The sequence below is a fragment of the Candidatus Chloroploca mongolica genome (assembly GCF_004762035.2).
Taxonomy (GTDB): domain Bacteria; phylum Chloroflexota; class Chloroflexia; order Chloroflexales; family Chloroflexaceae; genus Chloroploca; species Chloroploca mongolica.
Window position 1 is genome coordinate 19665 of the sequence record NZ_SIJK02000040.1, and the last position, 24224, is coordinate 43888.

15 protein-coding genes are annotated in these 24224 nt (G+C 56.2%); 4 read left to right on the forward strand and 11 right to left on the reverse strand.

The window, feature by feature from the left end; translation table 11 throughout:
- Positions 1-150: 150 nt before the first annotated feature.
- Together EYB53_RS18510 and EYB53_RS18515 are read right to left on the reverse strand one after the other, a co-directional pair.
- Complete coding sequence (locus tag EYB53_RS18510) at positions 151-1215, reverse strand: nucleoside hydrolase (protein ID WP_135479881.1); 1065 nt, start codon at positions 1213-1215, stop codon at positions 151-153.
- On the reverse strand, positions 1215-1820 hold the full coding sequence (locus tag EYB53_RS18515) for a PH domain-containing protein (protein ID WP_371879133.1): 606 nt from the start codon (positions 1818-1820) through the stop codon (positions 1215-1217). Before EYB53_RS18515 ends, EYB53_RS18510 begins: the two co-directional genes overlap by 1 nt.
- Positions 1821-1913: 93 nt before the next feature.
- Between EYB53_RS18515 and EYB53_RS18520 the strand changes: the two genes are divergently transcribed.
- Entirely contained in the window at positions 1914-2813 is a 900-nt protein-coding gene (locus tag EYB53_RS18520; protein ID WP_135479883.1) for an alpha/beta fold hydrolase, read from the forward strand.
- A 181-nt stretch (positions 2814-2994) separates the two neighbouring features.
- On the opposite strand, the gene EYB53_RS18525 is transcribed toward EYB53_RS18520, so the two are convergent.
- Genes EYB53_RS18525 through EYB53_RS18545 form a run of 5 tightly spaced genes read right to left on the reverse strand, consistent with a single transcriptional unit; the run spans position 2995 to position 9079 of the window.
- Positions 2995-4947, reverse strand: coding sequence for a DUF2079 domain-containing protein (locus tag EYB53_RS18525; protein ID WP_135479884.1), 1953 nt, complete (start codon positions 4945-4947; stop codon positions 2995-2997).
- 9 nt (positions 4948-4956) lie between these two features.
- Positions 4957-5868: a class I SAM-dependent methyltransferase gene (locus EYB53_RS18530; protein WP_135479885.1), complete on the reverse strand. Its 912-nt coding sequence runs from the start codon at positions 5866-5868 to the stop codon at positions 4957-4959.
- A gap of 22 nt (positions 5869-5890) precedes the next feature.
- A complete protein-coding gene (locus tag EYB53_RS18535; RefSeq protein WP_135479886.1) occupies positions 5891-6856 on the reverse strand; it encodes a lysylphosphatidylglycerol synthase transmembrane domain-containing protein in 966 nt (321 codons plus the stop codon).
- The gene (locus EYB53_RS18540) at positions 6856-8109 is read right to left on the reverse strand and encodes a glycosyltransferase family 4 protein (RefSeq protein WP_167857473.1); all 1254 of its coding nucleotides are present in this window, start codon (positions 8107-8109) and stop codon (positions 6856-6858) included. Before EYB53_RS18540 ends, EYB53_RS18535 begins: the two co-directional genes overlap by 1 nt.
- Before the next feature lie 4 nt (positions 8110-8113).
- Entirely contained in the window at positions 8114-9079 is a 966-nt protein-coding gene (locus EYB53_RS18545) for a glycosyltransferase family 2 protein (protein WP_135479888.1), read from the reverse strand.
- 293 nt (positions 9080-9372) lie between these two features.
- On the opposite strand from EYB53_RS18545, the gene EYB53_RS18550 reads away from it, so the two are divergent.
- Positions 9373-10308, forward strand: coding sequence for an AEC family transporter (locus EYB53_RS18550; protein ID WP_135479889.1), 936 nt, complete (start codon positions 9373-9375; stop codon positions 10306-10308).
- A 77-nt stretch (positions 10309-10385) separates the two neighbouring features.
- Here the strand turns inward: EYB53_RS18550 and EYB53_RS18555 are convergent, their stop codons facing one another.
- Complete coding sequence (locus EYB53_RS18555; RefSeq protein WP_135479890.1) at positions 10386-11063, reverse strand: DM13 domain-containing protein; 678 nt, start codon at positions 11061-11063, stop codon at positions 10386-10388.
- Between the two features lie 141 nt (positions 11064-11204).
- Between EYB53_RS18555 and EYB53_RS18560 the strand changes: the two genes are divergently transcribed.
- Positions 11205-12818: an amidohydrolase gene (locus tag EYB53_RS18560; RefSeq protein ID WP_135479891.1), complete on the forward strand. Its 1614-nt coding sequence runs from the start codon at positions 11205-11207 to the stop codon at positions 12816-12818.
- Positions 12819-12936: 118 nt separating this feature from the next.
- On the opposite strand, the gene EYB53_RS18565 is transcribed toward EYB53_RS18560, so the two are convergent.
- The 3 genes from EYB53_RS18565 to EYB53_RS18575 all read right to left on the reverse strand — a co-directional run bounded on the left by EYB53_RS18565 (position 12937) and on the right by EYB53_RS18575 (position 23255).
- On the reverse strand, positions 12937-15270 hold the full coding sequence (locus EYB53_RS18565; protein ID WP_254151131.1) for a sodium-translocating pyrophosphatase: 2334 nt from the start codon (positions 15268-15270) through the stop codon (positions 12937-12939).
- Between the two features lie 305 nt (positions 15271-15575).
- Positions 15576-18998, reverse strand: coding sequence for a peptidase (locus tag EYB53_RS18570; RefSeq protein WP_135479892.1), 3423 nt, complete (start codon positions 18996-18998; stop codon positions 15576-15578).
- 60 nt (positions 18999-19058) lie between these two features.
- Positions 19059-23255, reverse strand: coding sequence for an adenylate/guanylate cyclase domain-containing protein (locus EYB53_RS18575; protein ID WP_167857474.1), 4197 nt, complete (start codon positions 23253-23255; stop codon positions 19059-19061).
- 268 nt (positions 23256-23523) lie between these two features.
- Here EYB53_RS18575 and pgsA point away from each other — a divergent pair, with 268 nt between their 5' ends.
- Positions 23524-24135, forward strand: a complete 612-nt coding sequence (gene pgsA / locus EYB53_RS18580) for a CDP-diacylglycerol--glycerol-3-phosphate 3-phosphatidyltransferase (protein ID WP_205712685.1) — start codon at positions 23524-23526, stop codon at positions 24133-24135.
- Positions 24136-24224 lie beyond the last annotated feature (89 nt).

The following is a 24224-nucleotide window of genomic DNA, read 5'->3' on the forward strand; positions in this document are numbered from 1 at the left end:
AAGAAATCTGCGTTGAGCGACTGAGTGACTTCTTCAGGGAACCACTACATATAGTACAGATTTATTATGTAGACCTCTACATCTAGGGGTCACAACGATGCCGCGCCAGTGTAGCACACAGGTGCGTGGTATGTCAAGGCAAGAAAAAGTTTAACACTCAGCGGCGTTACAATGCAACCGCAGAAAGCCGCGTTCCAGCAGGTCGCTCATCCTGAACGCATCAAGATCAAGGATAACCCGTGCATTCAAGGGTGCCCGCGCAGCCGCTTCACGCAATGACCCTTCGTAGTCAAACCCCGGCATACCAACATAACTCGCCAGTTGCTCAAACCCGCTTGCCCCGAGGGCTACCGTGGCACGCTGACGCTCGGTCAGCGCAATAATCGTCTGCCCGCGGATCAACTCACCTTCCGCGACCACACGTACCACGGCGAGATGCCCCTTGCCTAGTTGAGGATGCAGGGCGTACACCGTTGCTGCCACCGCAGGCAAGGGCATCGCCAGCGCCTGGTGACTTCCCGCCTGTAGGTATCCCTCCAGCAGGCGCGCGAGCAATGCCCCGGACTGACCACATCGTTCTTCCAGCAACCGCACCGCCGCCGCACCAAGCCGCAGCTTCTCGAACGCATCGCGGGTCACCAGTTCAACATGCATCCCACTCTCAAGCACCACCGCAAGCGCATGCGGATCAGCAAACGCATTAAATTCAGCTGCGGGAGTCAGCGAACCCGCCCCATGCGCCCCAGCTACCGCGACGAGCCGCACCCCGGCCAGATCAGTCGGGTACGCCTGCACCGCCCGCGCAACGTTGGTCAACGGCCCTAACGCAAGAATGGTCAGATCTGCATACAGCCGCGCCGCCGCGGCAATAGCTCCTGGCGCACCCACCGGTAGATTCGCCAGGTTGTGCGGCTGCTGATGCCCCCAGAATGCATCACGCCCATGCGTGATGACGCCAGTATTCGTACGCAAATGGATCAGCGGAGCCGAAGCGCCCATCGTTACAGGAACGTCACGTTGCAACGTAGCGAGCAACGTCAAGACATTCGCCGTCGTATGCTGTAATGTCCCACTCCCAAAGACCGTACTTACCCCCACTACCTCTACCGACGGCGCAGCGAGCAACCATGCCAGCGCAAGCGCATCATCACAACCTGGATCGGTATCAACAAAAATCGGTTGAGGCTTGACACTGATTGGCAAACCATCAATCATCACGGTCTCGTTTCATTGAGTGAGGAAGGCACCAACTCTTCGAGCGCATAGTCAGCCCGTGCCGCCTGAAGCGCTTCGACAAAAGCCCGAGGACGCTCAGGGCTCAGAATCATCGTTGTCCGTTGATCACGGGCCACCGCCACCAGTCGCTCACGATTCGTCGCAAGAAAGAAGACTTCACCATACGGCGCAAGGCGAAACGGCCCCTGGTAGCCAAAAATACCCGCATTAAAGGCAAAACGCAACCCCCGACGTGGCACATCGGCCAGATCCGATGCGAGTGACACCCCGATCACCAGCTTCAAGGGAATGCGTAAGGCCGGCATCAACCGCCGCCGCACAACCAGTTCCGTCGCCGTGATCTCATACCGACGAGGCTGCACTGCATAGGTCAACAACAAAAAGACGGCGATCGCCAGGGCCAAGGCCACCGGTATGAGCAAGCCATCCCAGCGCATGTTCGCCAGATACGCAAAAAGCAACGGCAAGACAAGCAAGCCCCCGAGATACGCAAGGCCGGTTGTTACCCGCAACGCATACGCATCCAGTGGGGCCACGAGAAAAATCTGTGTCGGTGTTGGAACCTGTTTCGTTTGACGTTTCACAGAGTCATTATATACTGATCTTAGTGCATTGTTTACCAGGTTGCCATCCATGCAACTCTTTCGCTGGCCCTGCCAGCCCAACCAAAGAAATCCATGAACCAAACCACACTGAATCTTCTGCCGGTCGCCCCAACCTATTTCGACTGGCGAGGCCATCGCATCGCCCACTATCACGCCGGTGAAGGGGAACCGGTGCTTCTCATCCACAGTATCAACGCCGCCGCCTCAGCCTTCGAGATGCGCGGCCCGTTTACCGGGCTCGGCGAGGGCTTTGCCGTGCATGCCATCGACCTACTTGGCTATGGCAATAGTGACCGCCCAACCCGCACCTATCAGGCCGAAGACTACATTGACCAGATCGGGGTCGCGCTCGAGCGGGTCGGCCAACCCGTGACGCTCATTGCCAGTTCACTCAGTTCAGCCTATGCCGTAACCGCCGCCGCCCGTTGGCCCGACCGCGTCAAGGCCCTCGTGCTCGCCTGTCCCACCGGCATGGGGCAACTCTCTGATCCGGCTGGCCCCATCGCCAGACGCATCCATCAGTCCCTCCGTGGCTCAGCCGGGCGTGCCATTTTTGACCGCCTGACCAGTCGCAAGGGTACCGCTTACTTCTTGCGTTCACAGGCCTACCACGATCCCGCTACGGTTACCAGCGCCACGCACGACGGCTTCTACCTCACCAGTCGTCGCCCAGGGGCACACTATGCGCCAATCTGCTTTCTTACTGGTCTGCTCAACTGCGACGTACGCGCAATCTTACCAACGCTTCGCCAGCCAACCCTGCTGATCTGGGGGCGTCAGGCCACCACCACCCCCGTCAAGCGGGCCGATGCCTTCCTCGCCGCGAATCCTCGCGTTCGCCTCGAGGTTATCGATCAAGCGTCGATGTTAGTGCAGGATGAAAAACCCGCCGAGTTCAATGCCCTCGTGCGTACCTTCCTGGCGTCAACCGTCAATGCAATGCCATCTCACGCAGAGCCGGTGCTATCGTAGGTGAGGTGCGCTGACGCGACCGCTCTACAGGGCCGCGTCAGCGCCTCTCACCCCAACTCCGGCATCTCAACCGGCTCATCACGCGGCTCACACACCCCACAAAAGAGCGCCCGCGCCGTGACCATCGCCTGGTGCCTACCTCTACCTCGTTGATCTTTATACAGCGCCACAATATATGGTCTTACGGCACAAGAATGGTGCCAACCACAACAGGCTCGATCCCTGGTGGCAATGCTTCCCCATCAGAAAAGGCTGCTTCAGGATGCGTTGCATCATACCACGCAACCTGCCATTCGTAGCGTCCGGCAGGGATATCATCCGGAACCTCAAACACAAAGCGCTCATAGATCAGTTGGTCAGCAGGCCAGGTTGTGATTGGCTGCACCACATACGTCGGCAGATGCACAAGCCGTGTGTCGCTCGCTACGCCGAGTTGACTGATCGCAACCCACGGTGTTGCCGGCGGCGACCCGTTCAACTCCCAGACAAACGTTGCCTCGAAACGCCGTCCTTCCCCCTCATTCACCGCAAAACCACGCAGCGTTGCCGGGCCAAGATCAAGACTCTTGGCCGAAAACTCCACCGTCGACGTCAGCGTAATTGTGTTGCTCAAGACCCGCGCTGCCGGCGCGTCGCGCTGAAAAAGCAACAGACCATCGCGGGCAGCAACCAGGCCAAACGCGGGATCGGCGAGCAAAGCACGGATCTCCGCCTCTTCATACGCCACCGTCGGCAAAATACCCGCGTCGGTCAGCGTACGCCAGTCAAAAAGCGCATCGGCCAGCACATACTCCACCTCGGGCAAGAGTGACGGCAAACGCTCGCCCCCGGGATCATCAGGGTAACGCACAAGATAGAGCTTCTCACGATCCACCAGGCGGGGGGCAAGGAACATTGAAGCCGCCAGTGGCACCGTATCAGGCAACTCTGCGGCCAGAAAGCGATCCTTCACCTCATCACGCGCCACGCGCCCATAACGCGCATGATCCAACCCCTGCCCCGGTAACGCCAGCCAGAAACGCGGATTCAACGGCTGATCAACCATCAAAAGGCTAACCACAGCCACAATCACAGTGGTAAAGATCAGATCCGGCTTCCACTGCCGCACACGCTCATCCGGCGCAGCCTCGGCAGCCTGCTGGCGCAAGCGCACCGCCCCATCAATCACCGCCATCACCACAAAAGGCACCACCAGCGCATAATGGTGATAGGCATAGTGATAGACCGCACCAGGGCCAGTACTGAGCAGCACAGCCAGCGTCAACGGGGCCGCAGGCAACAACCAGCGCCAGCCACGCCAACCTAAAAAGAGCACCGGACCAAAGACCAGCAACGCACTCACCAGGCGTGGCAGCAACGTGCCCCAGACCTGCTGCAGATCGCCATAATAGTGGTTCACATACCCTGACGTGACCGCGAGACCCGTTGCCGAAGGAACAAAGAGCCCACGCACCCCAAAGAAGACCACACTCCCGTAGAGTGCCGCGGCAAGCATCGTCCACGTCCCGGCGCGGCGACGCTCGGCCCAAAACCAGAGAAACGCCCCGATCCCAAAGACCGGCGCCGCCACATACACCTTGCTCAACAAGCTCAACGCAATCCAGAAGGCATACCAACGCCAGGCCTGGCGATCGGCAGCATCGAGGGCAAAGAGTAGCAGCGGCATCGCCAGCGTATCGCCGTGAAAATCAAAGAGCACCGCCGTCAACGCCACCGGATAGAGCAAATAGATCAGAGCCACACTCCGGGCTGCGGCAACATCCTCCAGATGGCGCAGCGCCATCCGATAAGCCGGCAGCGCCCCGGCAACCATCAGCAGCGCCTGCCCAATCAACAACGGCTGAGGATTGGGCCAGAGCGCCAGCAGCGGCACAAAAGCGAGATAGATCACCTCGACATGCCCAGCCAGGCGACTCACATTGCCCCCCGGCCCCGTCGTCACCAGAGGTTGCCCACGCAACACCGACAAAATCGCCTGCGTCATATTGCCCAGATCGAGCATCCCGGCATTATAGCCCCAATAACGCGCCAGACTCAACCCAACCAGCACCACAGCGACCACCAGCATCGCCACCCAGAGGAACCGATCACGGGGGAGAGAGGGCGTACGATCCTCTGTAAACGTAGTATCCATAGATTTAGCTTATCTTGGGCGTTGCGCAATAATGCGGATAACCCCACTTGACTTCATGACAGCAGAAATTAACCCAAAGGGCAGAAAGAACAGAATCGCGAACGGATTTTGATAACGAACAAAACGCGCTAACTTCCCAAAACCCAGTGCTTGCAACCAGAAACGTGTACTCCCGATCCAAAAATTGGGCGTTGAAATATGCATAATTGAACAGATACGCAATGACACTAAACGAAACAAAAGTGCAAGTGTGGTGGAAGGAAAGAGCGAAAGATGACGAGGAACATCATATCCATACCAATGAGACTTGAAAATACGAGCCGTATGCGAGTCAAGATTTGGAATCGTAACAATGCAATAGCCCCCAGGACGCAGGATATACTCAATATACTTCAGTAGGGCTAATGGATCAGCAACATGTTCCAGCACATGTCTCATCACAATAAGATCAACACTACCCGGTGGAAGATCAACATCAGCTAATTGGCCGGTACGCACATCCAGATCATAGCGATCGCGTGCAAGCTGTGCTGCCACACCACTTATCTCAACGCCTATGAGATGAGGCCGTCCACGACGACGTAATTCGTTGAGAAACTCACCTGTCGCTGAACCAAGTTCAAGAATACGGCTTGCTGGCGTTGTCAGGGCAAGAATTTCACCAATCTCAGCACGCCAGGCCATACGACGCATCAACATCAAGAGTGACTGGGGGCGCTGCATATAACTCTCATATGAAGCCGGATAGATCGCCGCTAGTTCTTCATCCGTGGTGGGGCGTGGCGTCAGCGTAACCAGACCACACTCTCGACACTGAAGCAATGTGTAGATGGCCCTATTCGTCAAAATCGTGCGATCGTAGCCTCTGCCAAGCGTATGAAAGGTTTCATTTCCACAGAGATTGCAACGCTGCACATGCACAACTCGCTCCTTTAACCTGAGGTCACAGGCCTTGCTTAAACACCGTGTCGGGAATCGATTGACGACGGCGACCAATCGCAAAGACTAATCCACCAATCAAACCTGTGCCATTACTTAAAACATGCATAAAGAGCGATAACGCAAGAGCCTCGGCCGGGCTCACTCCAACAAAACCCAGTAGCAACACAAGGGCATTATCTTGTAAACCCAGTCCATTAATTGCGATTGGGAGAACCGTAATCGCCTGACTGAAGGGGATCATAGCAAAATAGGCGACCGGACTTGCCATAATCCCAAACGATCTACCCGCAAAATAGACTGCCAAGCAGATCGTTAGTTGCCGTAATGCCGAAACAAGAGCACTGCCAAACAGGATATCGGGACGCCTCCGCAAGGCCATGAGACTCGCATGTGCTTTCACAAGTGAAGCACCTATTCGCTGCCACATCCGCCTGGGGAGCATGCGTTCAATGACTTTTAACAATGTATTGTTAAAAAGGAGACCAACTACACCTACAAAGAGACCCGTGATCACGGCCAGTGCCATTATCAGCGTCGTATTGATCCAGACTTCAGGCAAAAAAAGCAATGCCACGAGTCCAACCGCAATTGTAACACCCATCCCAATAATGCGATCCATCAGCACTGACGAGACGGCAGCCTCACGTTGCTCGGTGTCTGGAGCAATCAGCACCATCTTCACGAGATCGCCTCCAATGGATGAAGGCAAAAACATGCTAAAAAAAGTGCCGATCAACAAAATACGTAGCAAATTCAAGAATGGTTGCCGAACCCCCATTCCATACAACAATAACTGCCAGCGTAATACACCCAAAAAGAGCGCAAAAAGATTTGCAAGGATGCCGGCCATGAGCCACCAGGGATCAGCCCCCCTCAAGATCGCTCCCACGCTGGTGAGTTCTACCTGCGTCAGTAACCATCCAACCAGAAACAGGGTTAGCACGATGCGCAAGATAGTCTTGCCCATCAGTTCCACCCCCCAGAGGAGCTATCACGAGCAACCGAATGAGCAGACGGTGAAGAAATGGCGATACCTCGTCGGGCAAGCACGGTATCATACATGGCATTGATCTGCGCCCCAATCGCATGCCAGCTATATAGATCTTCGCAGCGCCTGCGCAATTCCTGACCTCGACGCTTACGCTCCAATGGATCACGCAATAAGGTAACGATGCGTTCAGCCAGGGCAAGCCCGTCTCCAACCGGAGCATAACATCCAACCTCACCAAGCGTAGCCACATTCCCTGGGAGATCAAATGCAACCGTCGGCAAACCACAGGCCATGTAATTGAGGAGTTTGCCATTGCCTTCCATACTGGTCAATTTCGCCGATACAGCAACATCACCTAGCGCGAGATACCGGGCAGCTTGCTGATACGCAATACGTCCTGGCAATGTTACGTGATCAGCAATGCCAAGAGCATGAGCTTGCGCATGGTATTGCTCTTCGTCAGGATAGCCCATGAGGAGAAAGTGTGTATCAGGACAAGACGCCAGAATGCGAGGTATGACGTCTAACAAAAGATCAATTCCTTGATAGGCGCTTAGTACGCCCAGATACACAACAACCTGACGCTCACGCGGTAAGCCGAGTTCCTCATAGAGATCTTGCAGATCCTCTTTTGCATATGGGCGAAATCGCTCTAGATCAACTCCATAATCTACCTCAAAGACACGATCAGGTGGAAAATCAAAACGCCTCTGCAACGACTCACGAATGTAAGACCACATAAGCATTGCATCAACATGGCGTATGATCGTCCGCTCAGTGAGTTCAGCCAGACGATAGAGCCTTGCACCCTCTCGAATGAAGTTGTGGTTGACCATCTCTCCAGCCATGCTCCCCTGCAAATCAAGCACAAGTGGCACATTCAGCAAACGTGCCACAGGAAGAGCAATCGCAGCTCCTTCATGCAAATGCGCATGCAAAAGATGCGGTCGATAGCGTCGGGCAATTTGCAGAGTACGCCCGAGAAGAAGCAGATCCAGATAGAGTTTATGCCAGGAAGGGCCGGCTGAGCGCTTGTGATACCAGGGGATCTGAGGAATGCGATAGATTGGAATATGACCGGGATCATTGCCAAGGTGGTAGGTCACAATCGCAACATGGTTCCCTTGAAGTTGTTGTGACCGTGCTACTTCATAAATTTGCACATGGCAACCACGATCCGAAAAGTATGGTGTCGGTGCAATCATTAACACACGCTTGGCGCTCGTCATCCCCTCACTCTCCATTCAATTCCTCGCGTACCGCATAGATGGGCCGGTTGCTGCCTTCGTAATAGACCCGCGTGATCAACTCCCCTAGCAAGCCCATGCCAACCAGTTGCACCCCCAGCACAACCAGCAGCACCGCAAGCAGTAATAACGGTCGGTCACTCAATGGGCTGCCCAAAAAGAGCCGAATGTACCCCAGATAGGCCAACAAGATGCTGCCCAGCGTGCCCAAGATGAGCCCGACGCTCCCAAAGACTTGCATTGGTCGCGTTGAGTACGAGAGCAGAAAGCGTACGGTGATCAGGTCGAGCAAGACCCTCGTCGTTCGGCTGATCCCGTATTTTGAGGTGCCGTAACGCCGTGGCGCATGGTGAACCGGTAATTCAGCCACCGCGACCCCCTGCCACGAGGCAATCGCCGGAATAAAACGGTGCAGTTCTCCGTATAACGAGATGTGCTTGACAATGTCGGTACGGTAGACTTTCAACGAGCATCCATAGTCATGCAACCTCACTCCTGTCGCCCACGAAATCATGCGGTTGGCAATGATCGAAGGAAGCCGTCGGTTCAGAAAGGGTTCCTGTCGGTGTGCCCGCCATCCGCTGACGACATCAAACCCCTCGGCGGCTTTGTCTAGCAACATTGCGATATCATCCGGATTGTTCTGGAGATCGGCATCAATTGTGACCAGCCATTCGCCCCGCGCCCGGTCAAAACCCGCCGCAAACGCCGCTGTCTGCCCAAAGTTGCGCCGAAAACGTACGACTCGCACACGTGCATCCCGCTCGGCTAGTTCATGCAGTAACGCAAAACTGCCATCCCGTGAACCGTCATCAACACAGATGATCTCATACGGCTTGTCGATCTGCGCTAGCGCTGCCGTGAGATGCGTGTAGAGATGCGGGATGCTCTCTTCTTCGTTGTAGATCGGTACGACCACCGAAAGCCAGGGCGCAACCTGTGTGCTAGCCATCGCCTCCTCAATCACCGGATCTTATGTCTCTTCTCCCACCCCTATTGTAGCGTATCAACCATACCACAAACCCTGGTGCGTAGCGGGCCAAACATGCCAGCTTTGCTGGCATGTTTGGCCCGCTACGCACCAGAAGAAAAAATTCCCTGATGCACTGCGGCATGAAGTGGTGTATACTAGAGTCACATAGATCAGAGGTCGGTCGCCGAACATTCCTGCGATAGCTGCATCCGACCTTTCCCCCCCTTCACGGTTGTCCCGCTGGACAACCGTTTTTGGTATGGAGAAGGCTCGTGGTTCGTGTGCTGTTTGAGGTGCTGCTGCCGGTCGCGCTGGTGGCAATCATCGGGATGTTGTTGCGCCGGCAAATGCCCCTTGACCAGGTAACCCTCAATCGGGTGGTGATCTATGGGATGAGCCCGGCTCTGATCTTTACGTCCCTGGTACGCGCTGATCTCAGTGGCAGTGGCGCACTGGGGATGGTTACGCTGGCCGTTGGCACAGTTGTGGTGATGGGTGCGTTGACCCTTGCCGTTGCTTTGCCCTTTGGCGTACGTGGCCGTGATTTGAGTGGTCTGTTGCTCGTGACCCTCTTTATGAACTCGGGCAACTACGGCTTGCCGGCTTCCCGTTTTGCCTTTGGCGAGGCCGGGTTTACGCTAGCGATCTTCTATTTCATTGTGCAGTCTGTGCTCTCACAAACGCTCGGGGTCGCCGTGGCCGCCGCCGGCGCTGCGCAGGCCGGCCCGGGCCTCCTCCGTGAGGTGGCAACACGGGTGTTGCGTATGCCCCAGATCTATGCGACCGTCGCTGCCTTTGCGGTACGCGCAACCGGCTTTGACCCGGTTCTTGCCCAGGGGCTCTTCGCTGGTCTGTTTCGTGGCCTCGCCCTGCTTGGCGATGCCACGCTGCCCATGATGCTCGTGGTGCTCGGTACCCAACTCGCCGGTGGCCTGCATATCCAGGAACCTGGCCTGGTCACAATGGCAACGATCTTGCGCCTGCTCGTCTCACCCCTCGCCGCCTATGGCCTCGGTCTCGCCCTCGGCCTCGCCCCGCTGAGCATCGCGGTGGGCGTGATGCTCGCCGGTATGCCAGCCGCAGTCAATACAACCATCCTCGCCCTCGAGTTCGACAGCCGTCCCAGCCTCGTCGTGAGCACGGTGATCGTCTCTTCAGTGTTGAGTATCGTAACGTTGTCTGTGTTGTTGACGTTGCTCGGCGTATAGCGGCGCAAGCTACGTGCCCTCAAAGATCGCGCTAGGCCCAATCCTTTGCAAAGAAGCTCACGCGAAGGCGCGAAGGGTTAGTTCACTTCAGCCGTACTGAAAACGGTGCTGAAGGCACGGCAGTAGATGACAACTGACAGAAAACCGTCGAGATCCAGATCCGCAGGGATGGCGTAGTTCTGATTGCCTTCGTTGGCCGTCAGACGCTCAAACTCAATGTAGCCAGGCCCGGTATCATGCAGTTCCGCACTGCTACGTGGCATGGGGTGGCCGGCAATGCCAATGCGCAGATCCGGGCCATTCTGTGCTTTGAAGTTTTCGAGCCGTAAAATACGGCTACCATCGGGTAGCTGGTAGATGGTTGCCTCGCCCTCTGCCCAGTGCAACTGGTCAATAAAGGTAAACGTGCCAGTGGCCAGGGCAATTGGCTCAGTTGGCACCTCAGCAACCGTTGGTTCCACACTTGGCGTAGGCTCCTCAGCCGCCCCTGGCGTAGGCTGCTCAGGCGTCGCCGTCACTGTGACAGGGCTGGCGTCAGGCGTAGCAGTTGCTAATGGCACTGCCACAACTTCAGGCGCTGCGGTTGGATCCGGGATTGCTGAGGCACCGGCAACCGGGAAGGCTTCATCAACGCGCGTGCTGAAAAAAAGCGGACTGATCGCCCACCAGGCAAAAGCCGCCCCGAAAAGCAAAACAGGGAGGCCGAGCCACAGTACCAGTGTTGGTACACGACGCTTTGTATGTGGAGATGACATGGACAAGATCCTTTCGCTGAATTCCTGAGGTATAGCGTACAATAGCTTCAAAGAGACAACTGTGAGCTACCATACATAACACCAGATCCATCGTCAAGGTCGCGTCACCAGTCACGCTACTCGTGCATTGAAAGGACATTTATGTCGCTTACAGCAACGTTGCTCGTGCGCAATGCCCGCATTGCCACCCTTGATCCAGCCCGGCCTCACGCCGAAGCCCTGGCCGTCGTTGGTGATCGCATTGCCTGGCTCGGGAGTGACGCCGATGCCGACGCCTGGCGTGGCCCTGCCACCAGGGTGCTCGATGCCGAGGGACGCCGCATCCTCCCTGGCCTGATTGATACCCATTTCCATCTGCTCTCTGGTGCCCTTAGCCTCGGTCAGCTTGCCCTCGAAGATGCCACCGATCTTGCTGAGGTGCAAGCTCGCCTCCGCACGGCTGCAACGACGCTCCCTCAAGATGCCTGGCTGATCGGAAGGGGCTGGAAATATCGCCTCTTTGCTGGCGGCGAAACGATCCATCGCCACCTCCTCGATGCCGTGGTTCCTGATCGTCCGGTCTTTTTGACGGCCTTTGATGGTCATACCGCCTGGGTCAATACGAGGGCCCTCCAGATGGCAGGTATGCTGCATGGTGCCGAGACAGGCAGTGCCTTCAGTACGGTGGTGCTCGACGACGCTGGCTTCGCCACCGGCGAGTTGCGCGAGAACGAGGCGATGACGCTGGTGAGCCGCCTTCTGCCTCCTGTCACCGATGCAACCCGGCTCACCTTGCTTCGTCAGGCGTTACGTCACCTCGCTGCCCTCGGCTTGACCAGTGTTCACAATATGGATGGTGACGAGCACCAGGTCAAACTGCTGCAGCACTTGATTGCCAATGACGAGTTGTCTTTGCGGGTTCTCTTGCCACTTTCACTCTCACCAGGTGACGATCCTGACCGCATCAAACAATGGGCGGCAACAACCAGGCAACTTCACGGGCCATATCTGCGCACCGGTGCGGTGAAACTCTTTATGGACGGGGTCGTCGAGTCAAAAACCGCTCTGTTGCTCACACCATACGCCGATGGCAGCGGCGATCTGGGCGTCGCCAACTATGGCTTCGAAGAATTTGTGCATCTGGCAAGCACAGCCGATGCGTTGGGGTTACAGGTCTTTGTGCATGCCATTGGTGACGCAGCCGTACGCCAGACGCTCGACGGGTTTGCGGCCATTCAGCAGATCAACGGTACACGTAATGCGCGCTATCGCATCGAGCACGTCGAGTTGCTTGACCCTGCTGACGCCCCACGCTTTGCCAAACTGGGCGTCATTGCCGCTGTGCAGCCCATTCATGCCAACTTTGGCCTCGATCTGCAGAACACCTGGCGACGCATGAGCGGGCCGACCCGCTGGCCCTGGGGCTTTGCCTGGCGACGCCTACGCGACGCCGGTGCGCGTCTCGCCCTGGGCAGTGACTGGCCCGTCGCCGACGCCAACCCACTCAAAGGCATTCACGTCGCGCTCAACCGGCAACCCCTCGATCATGGCCTGCCCGATCAACGGCTCACGCTTGACGAGGCGCTTGCCGGTTACACCACCTGGGCCGCCTACGCCGGCCACCGCGACGATGATCTGGGGCAACTGACACCAGGCTACCTCGCCGACTTCATCATCCTTGACCGCGACCCCTACGCCCTCCCTACCGAGGAACTTGCCACCGTCCGCGTCATCCTCACCATCGTCGGCGGCAAAATCATCTTCGCCGCCTCCTGATCACCCTCTGCGCCTCTGCACCTCCCCGCCTCTGCGTTAAACCCTCCCACCACCGCAAACAAAAACCAGGGGAGGCACCCGCGCCACCCCTGGTTCAGATGAAACTCTACGCTCAACCTCAATCAGCGCTTGCCGGAGCCTTCGTCACCTCACTGATCTGTTCCGTCTCACGCTTGCTTTGCCAGATCGCCCAGACCAGCAGGGCAAAACAGAAGATCATCCCAATGATCACCCCGGGGCTACCTGGAGTAATCGTGACCACAACCGGAGCAATAATCAGCGCCACCAGGTTGATCACCTTGATCATCGGATTGAGCGCCGGGCCTGCCGTATCCTTGAGGGGATCGCCAACGGTATCACCAACCACAGCGGCTTTATGGGGATCGCTATGCTTGCCGCCAAAGTTGCCCTCTTCGATATACTTCTTGGCATTATCCCAGGCCCCGCCAGCATTCGACTGGAAGACCGCCATCAACTGACCCGAGAGAATAATACCGGCCAGGAAACCACCGAGTGCTTCAACACCAAGCAAGAAGCCCACCAGGATCGGCACCATCACCGCGATAATCCCGAGGCTGATCAACTCCTTCTGGGCAGCCGTCGTAGAAATCAGTACCGCACGGGTATAATCCGGCTGAACCTTGCCCTCCATCAGACCGGGGATACGGAACTGACGACGCACCTCTGTCACGATTTGCGAAGCGGCACGCGACACTGCACGGATCGTCAGGGCCGAGAAGAGGAAGGGCACTGCCCCGCCAATCAACAACCCGATAAAGACCGTTGGCTGCGCCACATTGATCCCCGTCAGCAACTGAACGCCCTGCTCGCCCGCATCAATCAGTTGCTGTTGCACTTTATTGACATCCGTGAGGTACGAACCAAAGAGGGCCACAGCCGCAATGACTGCCGAGCCAATCGCAATGCCTTTGGTAACAGCCTTGGTCGTATTGCCAACGGCATCAAGGTCATCCATCACATTACGGGCATTCTTATCGAGGCCGGCCATCTCACCGATGCCATTGGCATTATCCGAGATCGGCCCAAAGCTATCCATCGAAATCGTATTGCCCGTCAGCAACAGCATCCCGATGCCGGTCAGCGACACACCATAGAGTACCGCCGTGAACGAGACAAAGGGATCAGGCGAAAAGCCACTGAAGATCAGCACCGAGCTAAAGATCGATACACAGATCACCATTACCGCCCAGACGCTCGACTCCATACCGAGGGCCAGACCAGAAAGAATATTGGTGGCCGCCCCGGTCTGCGAAGAGCGTGCCGTCTCTTTCACTGGGCTGTAGTGAGTGCTCGTAAAGTACTCGGTGAGTTTATCGAGCCCAATCGCAAGGGCAAGACCGGCCAGCGTCGCGAGCAGCGGACGCCAATCAATCGAGCCATCGGGATTGCGCATAAAGAAGAAACTGGCAACAACGCCACCGAGGGCACCAATGACCGCAGCAACATAGAAGCCCCGATTCATCGCCGCCATCGCATTGCGACGACGCTCATCGGTGCGCACCAGACTATTGCCAATCACCGAGGCAATGACACCAATCGCCCGCAGGATCAACGGGAAAAGAATAAAGCGCAGATCATACTGACCATCGCCAATCGTCCCCGAGACAGCATCACCAAGCACCAGGCCCAAGATGAGTGCTGAAACCAATGTCACTTCAAAGCTCTCAAAGACATCCGAGGCCATCCCGGCACAGTCACCGACATTGTCGCCGACTAGGTCAGCGATGACCGCCGCATTGCGCGGATCATCCTCGGGAATCCCCGCCTCAACCTTGCCCACCAGGTCTGCCCCAACGTCAGCCGCTTTGGTGTAGATTCCACCACCGACCCGCATAAAGAGCGCAATCAGTGAACCACCAAAACCAAAACCAAGCAAGGCATCAGGTGCGGCAATGCCAAAAACGATGAAGATGAGCGTCCCACCAAACAGGCCGAGGCCCACCGTGAGCATACCCGTCACCGACCCCGATTTGTAGGCAATCTGGAGGGCTGGGTTGTAGCCTTTGCGTGCCGCCGCTGCAACCCGCACATTGCCTTCAACCGCAACACTCATGCCAACAAAACCAACCGCATACGAAAAGAGCGAGCCCATCAAAAAGGCGACGGCCCGCCCAATTGACACCCAGAGCACCGCAGCCTCTTCTGAACCAAAACGCTCAACTGCCTCAAACGTAGGCGGGACAACCAATACGCTTGCAGCAAGGACAAACGTCAGAATGACAATCAAAATCGCAATCGTCCGAAATTGCTGACTCAGATACGCATTCGCCCCTTCCTTGATAAAACCCCAGACCTCTTGCATCTTTGCCGTGCCCTTATCCTCGGCCAGGATTTGGGCCCTCAGAACAAAAGCATAGACAATACCCAAGACCGAAATGGCGAGCACAGACCATACAGCCGCCTGCTGTAATGCATCCAGTCCTTCCAGCATCGCACAACTCCTTCGTTGCAGTGGGGGACTACATCAGCTTCAAGAACATGACGGGTAGCAAATAATATATGCCTGAGGCATCAGCATATGTAACAATGCGACAACGTAGCCCCATGACGGGGCATTTCGATGTACGCTGTTAGGGGAGATCCGGGCCCGGTGCCTGTCTATCAAGGCACCTACGGCGGACTTATTCTAGCACATGAAGGATTGAATTGTAAAGATTGCAAAGTGAACAAATGAGAACTGAAGGCCTCGTGCCAGAGCAGCCAAGTTGCCTCGGCACGAGGCCTTCAGCTTCAGCTTCAAGACCGTTGCAAACTAGGCAGGAAGACCTGATAGCGCTCAAATGAGAGCGGCGTAAAGGAGCCCTTGAACGTGAAATGACTCGTATTGCCTGCCCGATCAGTCGCCCGTGCGATGATCCGCAAGTCACCCGGAGCTATCGGTGCAATGCTTTGATATATACCTGAGCCAGGAGCGGTTTGTTCAAGCGCACGGTTTTCCCAGGTTCGCCCATCAGGGCCAATGTAGATCATGCTGACATTGGCAATGCCACTTCGCCCAAACTCTGTGTTGAGCGAGACATCACGCACCTGTATTTCTACAAGCGCCTCTGTCGCCTGTGCGAGTTGAATGTTGACATCAGGTGAACGGACAGCTACCGACTCGATGATGGGTGGCAGCATATCGCTCCGCAGCGCGAGGATCTCTCCGGTGAGAAGCCTCGGATCGGGATCTTCGTAGAAGACCTGGAAGACAAGCTGGCGGTATGGGCGTAAGGTGCCAATTTTGCCACTGGGATCCGTGCGGAACTGTGCGATCGCGGTCGCCAGTTGATCACGCTGCAATTCCCCTTCGCCAACCGTGCTGTACGCAAACATTTTGTCGGGGAACCAGATCCCAATCCCCGCCGGAAACTCCGGTTCAATGTCGGTCTCGATAATCGGGCTCGATGTCTCTGTCACAACCTGGGTGATCTGCGGATCAAAGCCCTCCCGTTCATCGTAGATGCCCCCAATCATCACTACATCCCGCACCCGCAAGCGTTCCGTACTGCCGTTGCTGAGGGCACTGATATCGTAGGCAAGATTGGGCAACACTGGTACGGCAACCTGGTTATTCTCAAAAAGCCGCGGCGGTCGGATAAATGCCTCGCCAAAGCTGTCCTCCACCTTGATGCTCTCTGGCCCCAGGCGCAGGATCGTACTCCCCGTACGAGGAACCGGGACAAAATTCTCGCGTGCGAGATCAAACGTGAAGGTGATGGTACGGGTAAGCCGGCCCAGACGATCAGGTTGAATCGGTGTATTGAGTTCGAGCGGCGCTGTCTGGGTTGGTGATGGATCTTCCAGTGGCGGTGGCAAGGGTTTTTCCATTTGCACCCGAATAAAGGGCAGGCCATAGAGCGTCATAATGCTGATCGCTTTGTAGTCGTATGCACTCAGGGTCGTCGAGTTGCGCACATAACGCTGCTTGGCCTTCACCAGCGCATCGCCAATCGTTGGCCCGATTGGGAAGAGACTCTGCGCAGGTGAGCGACCGAACGCTTCCACCACCACTTCACGCGCCAGTTCCTCGGTGAGCAACACCGATAGCCGCTCAGAATAGTCAATGCCATCCGTTGTCCCATACCCATAGCCGGTATTGCCAATCCAGTTGCCGCCGTGACGGTTCAGCGCTTCGGCGAAGTCGGCCCGGTAAAGCAAGGGCATCCCTTCGGCAAGCGCCCCGGTATGCACGTTGTAGCCACTGTGACACCCGACCGAATAGCCGAGCGTCCCCATGAAGTAACCCCCAAACCACGAAAATTCATACTCGGGCACCAGCAAGCGCTCTGCCGGGAAGTTGCCCGTGCGATCTTCAATCGCAGGCAATAATTGCCAGTGGTCAAAGTGGGCATTTACCGAGTTGAGCACGAGCGGAAGCGATGATTGCAGATTGACAAAGCCATCTTGGGGCAATGGGAAGTCAATATCAAGTCGCCCATCAAACCAGGTACGCTCAAGATCAGGTCGCGTCCATCGATCATTGATCAAAGAGTTGACTTCCTGGGCAAATGACCTGGTCCTCGTTAAAATACTGGTAACGGTCTGAGCTTGATCAGTCAAAAAGTCGTATCCCGTCACTGAAGCACGGGCAGGCCCCGGTTGACCGTCACCCTGCGAGGTGACATCAATGTGGGAGGGCCTGTTGGTATATTCGCTACCATAGAGCTGTGCATTGAGATAGTTGGCAATGTCGTCAGGCGTCTCAACAATCCGCCCAACCGCCAGTTGCGGCAAATGGAAGGGATACCCATAAAAACGATACGGTCGCCCTGCGCCATACGGGCTATCCGTCAAGAGCATCCGATAACGCAAGGCGGCCCCAAGCGCACTATCGGGGATGATCATATCACGTCCGCCCACGATGTTACGGGTGTACGCCAGATAATCAGCCTCGTTGGCAATCGTGGTGAGATCCGGAGCACGAAAGAACGGGACAATATTGTCACCACCAATTAAGACAATGTTACGGACATTCGGGAACGTGATCCGCTCATCTTCAGCCGCATTCCCATAATAAAAGGCGGCATTCGTCTTGGTCACTGGTTCCGTTTGCGTCGCTGCCTCGATCAGGTTGTCGATCAGGCCCGCAACATAGTTGGCATAGAGGGGGTTCGCTTGATTGGCATCCCAAAGATCATACACATCCGTGATCGCAGCCGTCGACGCTCTGCCAGGCATCATTGGCTCTAAGCGGCCCAGATCGAGTACGATGCCATATTCAGGTGGAGCACCGTTGCTCTGCGGCGGACTCGCCGCAAATTGATCAAGCGCATACCCTATCGAGGTAATATTGGTCATCTGGGGGTTTTCATCAGGCCCGTAGATCTGCTCCAAACGTTGCGGGTGATGAATATATAATGTCGTGATCTGCTCAGGACCAATACCAAACTCGCCACCACCAGGCAAGCTTGAAAAATCAAGCCGTAGTTCTACCTCTGGTGCCGATGGTGGTACCGTCAACTCACTCCCATCGAGACGTACACCGAGACGGTACGGCAACGTATTCGTATCACCGATAGGGTATGCGCCGTTGTGCGGCACGACGACGACATAGTAGACCCCCGGCACCCAGATCAGCGTGTCAATCGTTTCGGGCGTGCGCCCACTATTGATGCTGATCGCCCCGATGCTCCCACCGATCGCCCCGATGCTCCCACCGATCGCCCCGATGCTCCCACCGATCGCCCCGATGCTTCCACCGATCGCCCCGATGCTTCCACCGATCGCCCCGATGCTTCCACCAACCTGGGTAATGCCTTCGAGTCCAGGGACACCCGGATCAAACGTGAGATCAATCCCAACTTCAGGATCAGGCCCCCCACCGAACACCAGATCATAATCGGCAGGTAAACCATCCAGCACAATCTGGATGCGCGAGGCAGGTCGCGGCACCACCATGCGAAAGAAATCAACATCGGTCGAACGATCAATAACGCCAGTTATCGTCTGCTCCCAACTCTGGATGGTGCGATCACCGATCCACTCGGCATCTTGCGGTCGATCATTTGAACTGCTACCAGGCGCTTCTTGTTCGATGTACGGAGGAAGTTTAGTGACGTCACTCAAGGTAGACGCAGGAACCTCAACCGGCTCGGCCAGAGCAGTGGCAGTAGGCTGCATCCCTAATGGCGTCACAAGGAGGGCCATCAAGAGCAGCACAATAAGTTGACGTGGCATGCATACGCTCCGATCTTAGGTAACAGAAGCAACCGACTCAGCGTGGTTGCTCAAGCGAGCTTATAACGACTGAACCAGCGCGAGATCACGTTGTGCATCAAGTTCAGCAAAGATGGCCTGGGCTTCGGCCCGTGCCTGCGCAGCAGCCTCACGATCGCCCATCGCCAGCGCAAGGCGCGCTTGCTGATAACGCGTTTTCCCCAGTTCATAGCGATTATCAAGTTTGCTCAACCCGGCATAACTTGTCTCCAGACAAGCCTGTGCTTTCGCAAAATCGCCAGTTACCAGGGCCACCTGCGCACTGACGCGATGCGCGGTAGCCTCTTCAACCCTCATTGCCAGTTCGGCAGCTAACGTGAAAGCTCGCTCGGCATGAAGTTGAGCAACGGCGAGATCGCCCAGAGCCAACGCCGCTTCAGCCGTTAAACGCAACACCTCGGGCAAAAAGTTGCGTGCGTTGATCTGCTGCAAGGTCTCAAGCGCCTCTAGGAAGAGCGGCAGCGCATCAGCCGGACGCCCCTGCAACAACAAGACTTCGCCACGATTGTAGGTTGTGACCGCGACCCCCAGCGTCGAGCCGATCCGCGCAAACATCGCATTGCTCAATTTATAGAGTTCGCCGGCACGTTCAAGTTGATTGCGCCCCACCAGCACAACCGCAAGATTATTCGAGGTACGCGCAATGGCCTGTACATCACCAATATTCTCACTGATCGCCAGGCTCTGTTCATAACAGGCGATCGTATCGGCCCACTGGCCCATATTCAGATAGACCATACCAAGATTATTGAGCGTATCGCTCAAACCATCCAGCACATTCAGTTGCGCAAAGAGCGCACGCGCCTGATCGAGGGCCGCGATCGCTTGATCGAGGATGCTTTGATCTCGATAGATCAGGCCCAGGAGTTTGAAGGTATGGGCCTGATCTGACAGATTGCCCGCCTGTTCGGCCAACTCTTTGCCCTTCGAAGCCCATTCAATCGACTCGGCATACTTGCTCTGCCGAAAAAAGAGCCCGGCCCCAAGCAAATAACAACGCGCAAGCTCCTCCCCTCTTTCGAGCGACATTCCTTCCATTCCAGTACGTAACCAGGTAAACGCCTGTTCATAGTGCGAACGACGCTCCTCGACACTTGCCAGCAGACGATACATCCGCAGCCAGTTTTCTTCGCCAGGGGCTGTCAGTTTGAGCGCTTCCCGAAAATGAACTTCAGCATCGTCATACTCACCGAGCAATAACCTCAAATCGCCACTCTGCTCATGGATCAAGATGAGTTGTTGCTTCAACGACGGAGTACTCTGCACCTCTTGCAGCCGCTGGGCGACAGTCAATGCAATCCCATAGAGGGCCAGCGCATCACGATTCGCAAAACGCTGCGTTGCCTGTTCTGCGGCACGGATGTGATATGCGAGCGCCTGATCCCACGCTTCAGCCTGCAAATAGTGCCAGGCCAGCACGGGCAGGTGAGGTTCAAGCTGGCTACCTGCCAACGACTCGATCCGGTGGGCCACCTGCCCATGCAAGACCCGCCGCCGAGCATAGAGAATAGCCTCATACGCTACATCACGTAACAGGGCATGCCGGAAAAGGTAGCTGAGAATCTGATCAAGTTGCTCGGCCTGGATCAACTCAAAACCCACCAGATACATAAGCCCTTCATCAAGTGGAGACTGGCTCGCATAGACACCTTCAATGATCGGACGTTGAAAACGGCGCCCGATCACCGAGGCAACCTGGAGCAACGCCTGACGCGGTTCATCCAGGCGATCGAGACGAGCCAGCAAGAGGCCTTCGATACTCCCCGGCAATTGAACCTCGTCGAGCGTACGCTCAAGCCGCCACTCACCCTTTTCCGTACGGCAAAGCACCTGTTCAGCGACCAGGGCATGGAACAACTCTTCAATAAAGAAGGGGTTGCCCTGCGTGCGCTCAAGCAGCGGCAAGATTTCGGCGGGTGGTTCAGTGCCCCCCAGCAATTCACGCAAGAGAGCCACGCAATCTTCACTCGTAAGTTCACCTAACGGAATCTTGACCGTCGTCGGCTTCTCAATCCAAAGGGCAGTGATCGGCGTATCAGGCCGATAGGTCACCAGCAATAAGAGCGGCAAGTCAACGGCAGCAAGGGCGAGTTGACTCAATAGCTCATGTGAAGGTAGATCCGCCCAGTGGACATCTTCAATCAGGATCAGCATGCGATCTTGCATGGTGGCCCCAGCGAAGAGCGCCACGATCAGTTCCTGAAGACGGTCGTGCCGTTGTTCAGGTGACAGCGAAGTGGTTAGCGGGCTCTCTTCCAGCGCAACGCCAAGCGCATCACCAAGCAGAGGCGTAAACCGCTCGAGCTCAGGGGCAAGCTGACGTACACGAATAGCAAGCCGTGCTGTCAACTCAGGTTCGTGCAAATAGCGCACCGACAGGCTCAACAACGTACGCAAAGGCCCCCGCACAGCAGCGTACGGTGTCCGCTGATCATAGCTTTGGCACTCACCCAGATAGATCGAAAACGACGGCATCGCCCGCCCATCAGGTGCCATGCTCGCAATCACCAGACGTTGCAACAACTCTTCGGCAAGCCGGGTCTTGCCGGCACCAGCATCACCCACTAACGCCAGCATCCGACCATGCCCCAGCAACGCATCGCTCGCCAGATCGAACAAGGTTGCCAACTCGTGATCACGCCCGATCAAGGGCGTTGGCCCTGTCCGTTGCTCAGACGCACCACCGCGTAACGGTATCGCAACGTCGGCAACCCGAACGACCCGTGACGGAATGACCGGTGCACGAATGCCCTTGAGTTGCAACGGTGAACTATCAACCAGGTCAAACTGACCCGCCACAATGAGCCGGGTCGCCGGAGAGATGAGCACTTCGTGATCAGCGGCCGCTGACATCAACCGTGCCGCCAGGTTCACATTCGAGCCCATCACGGTATATTCGTAGCGGGTCGAGCCACCCACCCGCCCTGCAAAGACCGTCCCCGTATTGATCCCCATCTTATGCACAAACTGGAATGGCATGGGCAAGACCGGGGCCAGCAAGGCTGCCACTTCAGCATTCGCTTCGTCGAGCGTTGTCGCAAGATCGAGCGCACAACGAATAGCGCGCACCGAAGCATCCTCGTGCGCAACAGGAGCCCCAAAGAGCACCATCAACTTGTCGCCGTGCGTATACATATCAACTTTATTCACAATGCCATCATAACGATGGACAACCGTCTGTGCCCGACGATAATAGGCATTAAAGACCGCTGCGGCCAGATCCGGCGCATGCTGCAGATGGGCAAGGATGGCGCTAAAATCGTGAATGTTGATAAAAAGCACCGTAACCGGTCGAAACTCGCCAAGCCCGACTTCCGAGACCTCGAGAAACCGTCGTGGCAGCCCACGCACCAGGTATGGTTCAAGTGCCGCGAGTTGGTGCGCCAGTCGTTCGAGGGTTTGCAGATCATCAAGCCCACTGTGAGCAAAGAGATCGGTATGAGGCGGAGGTAACACAGGTTCAGGCAGATCGGTCAGGCGATGAAAGCCACGGCCAACCCCTTGCACCGTAACACCAGGAATATGTTCAATTGCCTCACTTGAGATCACCACCTGTCCTGGCACAGCCAGTTCCTGCGCCATCGCCACCCGGTTCACCACCGGGCCAGTCACCACAAGCTCGACATGGCTCTGATCACCAACACTTGCCGCAAAGACACGACCACTATGCACCCCAACGCGCAACCGCAAGGCAAAAGTACCAACGCGTGTTGCCAAATCAGCAAAGGCATCCATGCGCCGTTGCATCGCGAGCGCGGCTGCGGCCGCAGCAGCCACATGCTGCTCACCCAGGCTGGCAGCATCAAAAAAGGCGGTGAGCGCATCACCGCCAAATTTCAACAATGAACCCTGGCGAGCATGGATCTCGGCAATCAAGACATCAAAGAGGTGACTCACGATTGCCGTCACCTCTTCAGAACCCTGGCGCCCAAGACTACTGAGTTGCTCAGAGAGCGCAGTAAAGCCGGAGAGATCGGCAAAGAGCAGACTGCCATTCCAGAAGGCCCCGGAAATCTGCCCCGGTCGTGGCTGACGCAACTGATCCTGAACAAGGCGGGCAGGCATAAACGCCGCGCACGCCGCAAGACGCGTACGTAAGACAACCGCCAGTTGCACCCGCTCATTAGCGGGCAGATTACCTGTTTGCGACAGTTGTGATGCCAACTCAGGATAATCCTGAGCGAGGAACCTGGCAAGATAAGAGACCTGAGTGTCCATAGAAACAACCATTTTATTGCGCTTCAATTGACAGCACTACATGAACGTCACTCAGGGGAGGGTTTCGATGATATGATTATGCACGATAATGACCGGTTCTGTCTAGCATCTACCATAGAGCTTGAGAAGTGTCGCCTCCGATGGCGCAACAAGGGTTGTCTGATGTTTTTGGTAGAAAAACACCAGACAACACGTACGAGGCATGGCTATGCTATAATCCGAGGCGTAGGCGTTACCCAGGCAAGTTGCCATTGACAGGACATATCTTATGCGCGCCAGTTTGCGCAGTCTGCCCAATCTGCTTGGTCTTTTTCGGATTGTCGCGACCCCGTTCCTCTTCTGGCTTGTTGTGATCAGTGATCCTGTTGCTGACCTGTGGGCTGTGGCCCTGTTGATCATCATGGCTCTCAGCGATATGGCCGATGGTAAAATCGCCCGTCACCTCAATGTTGTTTCCCCTCTCGGCATCTTCCTTGATACCATCAGCGACAAGATTTTTGTTGCGGGCGTGCTGATCCCTATGGTGCAGACGGGACTTCTCTCTGGATGGGTTGTCTTTGCAATTATTGTTCGCGAGTTTATTGTTTCAGGGCTACGTTCCTTTGCCGCAGCTGAAGGGATAGTCATCTCGGCAGGACAACTGGGCAAACAAAAACTCGTCATTACGGTCATCGCCCTGGTGTGGCGCTTGCTCGCCGCCCATGCCGAACGCGGGGGCATCCTGGGCACTGTTTTTGACGGCCTATTGCAGAATCTCTTCGGACTCTGGCCTATCGCGATGGGGCTTGCCCTGCTTTTGACCATTGTCTCGGGCCTTGAGTACCTCTGGAATGCCTTCCCCCTCTTGAAGCAAAGTTGGGCTCCTCGCACCAAAGAATAAGCAAACAATCACGCTGTTCATTCATCTTCAAACCGAAAACCCCACCGCCCGCCTGCAAGAACTGCAGGCGGGCGGTGGGGTTGGTTGCA

Bases quoted from the DNA above. Each gene is read 5' to 3' on its own strand.
- EYB53_RS18525 (WP_135479884.1), bottom strand. From the start codon at position 4,947: ATGGATACTACGTTTACAGAGGATCGTACGCCCTCTCTCCCCCGTGAT.
- EYB53_RS18510 (WP_135479881.1), bottom strand. From the start codon at position 1,215: ATGATTGATGGTTTGCCAATCAGTGTCAAGCCTCAACCGATTTTTGTT.
- EYB53_RS18565 (WP_254151131.1), bottom strand. From the start codon at position 15,270: ATGCTGGAAGGACTGGATGCATTACAGCAGGCGGCTGTATGGTCTGTG.
- EYB53_RS18575 (WP_167857474.1), bottom strand. From the start codon at position 23,255: ATGGACACTCAGGTCTCTTATCTTGCCAGGTTCCTCGCTCAGGATTAT.
- EYB53_RS18545 (WP_135479888.1), bottom strand. From the start codon at position 9,079: ATGGCTAGCACACAGGTTGCGCCCTGGCTTTCGGTGGTCGTACCGATC.
- EYB53_RS18560 (WP_135479891.1), top strand. From the start codon at position 11,205: ATGTCGCTTACAGCAACGTTGCTCGTGCGCAATGCCCGCATTGCCACC.
- EYB53_RS18570 (WP_135479892.1), bottom strand. From the start codon at position 18,998: ATGCCACGTCAACTTATTGTGCTGCTCTTGATGGCCCTCCTTGTGACG.
- EYB53_RS18520 (WP_135479883.1), top strand. From the start codon at position 1,914: ATGAACCAAACCACACTGAATCTTCTGCCGGTCGCCCCAACCTATTTC.
- EYB53_RS18555 (WP_135479890.1), bottom strand. From the start codon at position 11,063: ATGTCATCTCCACATACAAAGCGTCGTGTACCAACACTGGTACTGTGG.
- EYB53_RS18535 (WP_135479886.1), bottom strand. From the start codon at position 6,856: ATGGGCAAGACTATCTTGCGCATCGTGCTAACCCTGTTTCTGGTTGGA.
- EYB53_RS18540 (WP_167857473.1), bottom strand. From the start codon at position 8,109: ATGACGAGCGCCAAGCGTGTGTTAATGATTGCACCGACACCATACTTT.
- pgsA (WP_205712685.1), top strand. From the start codon at position 23,524: ATGCGCGCCAGTTTGCGCAGTCTGCCCAATCTGCTTGGTCTTTTTCGG.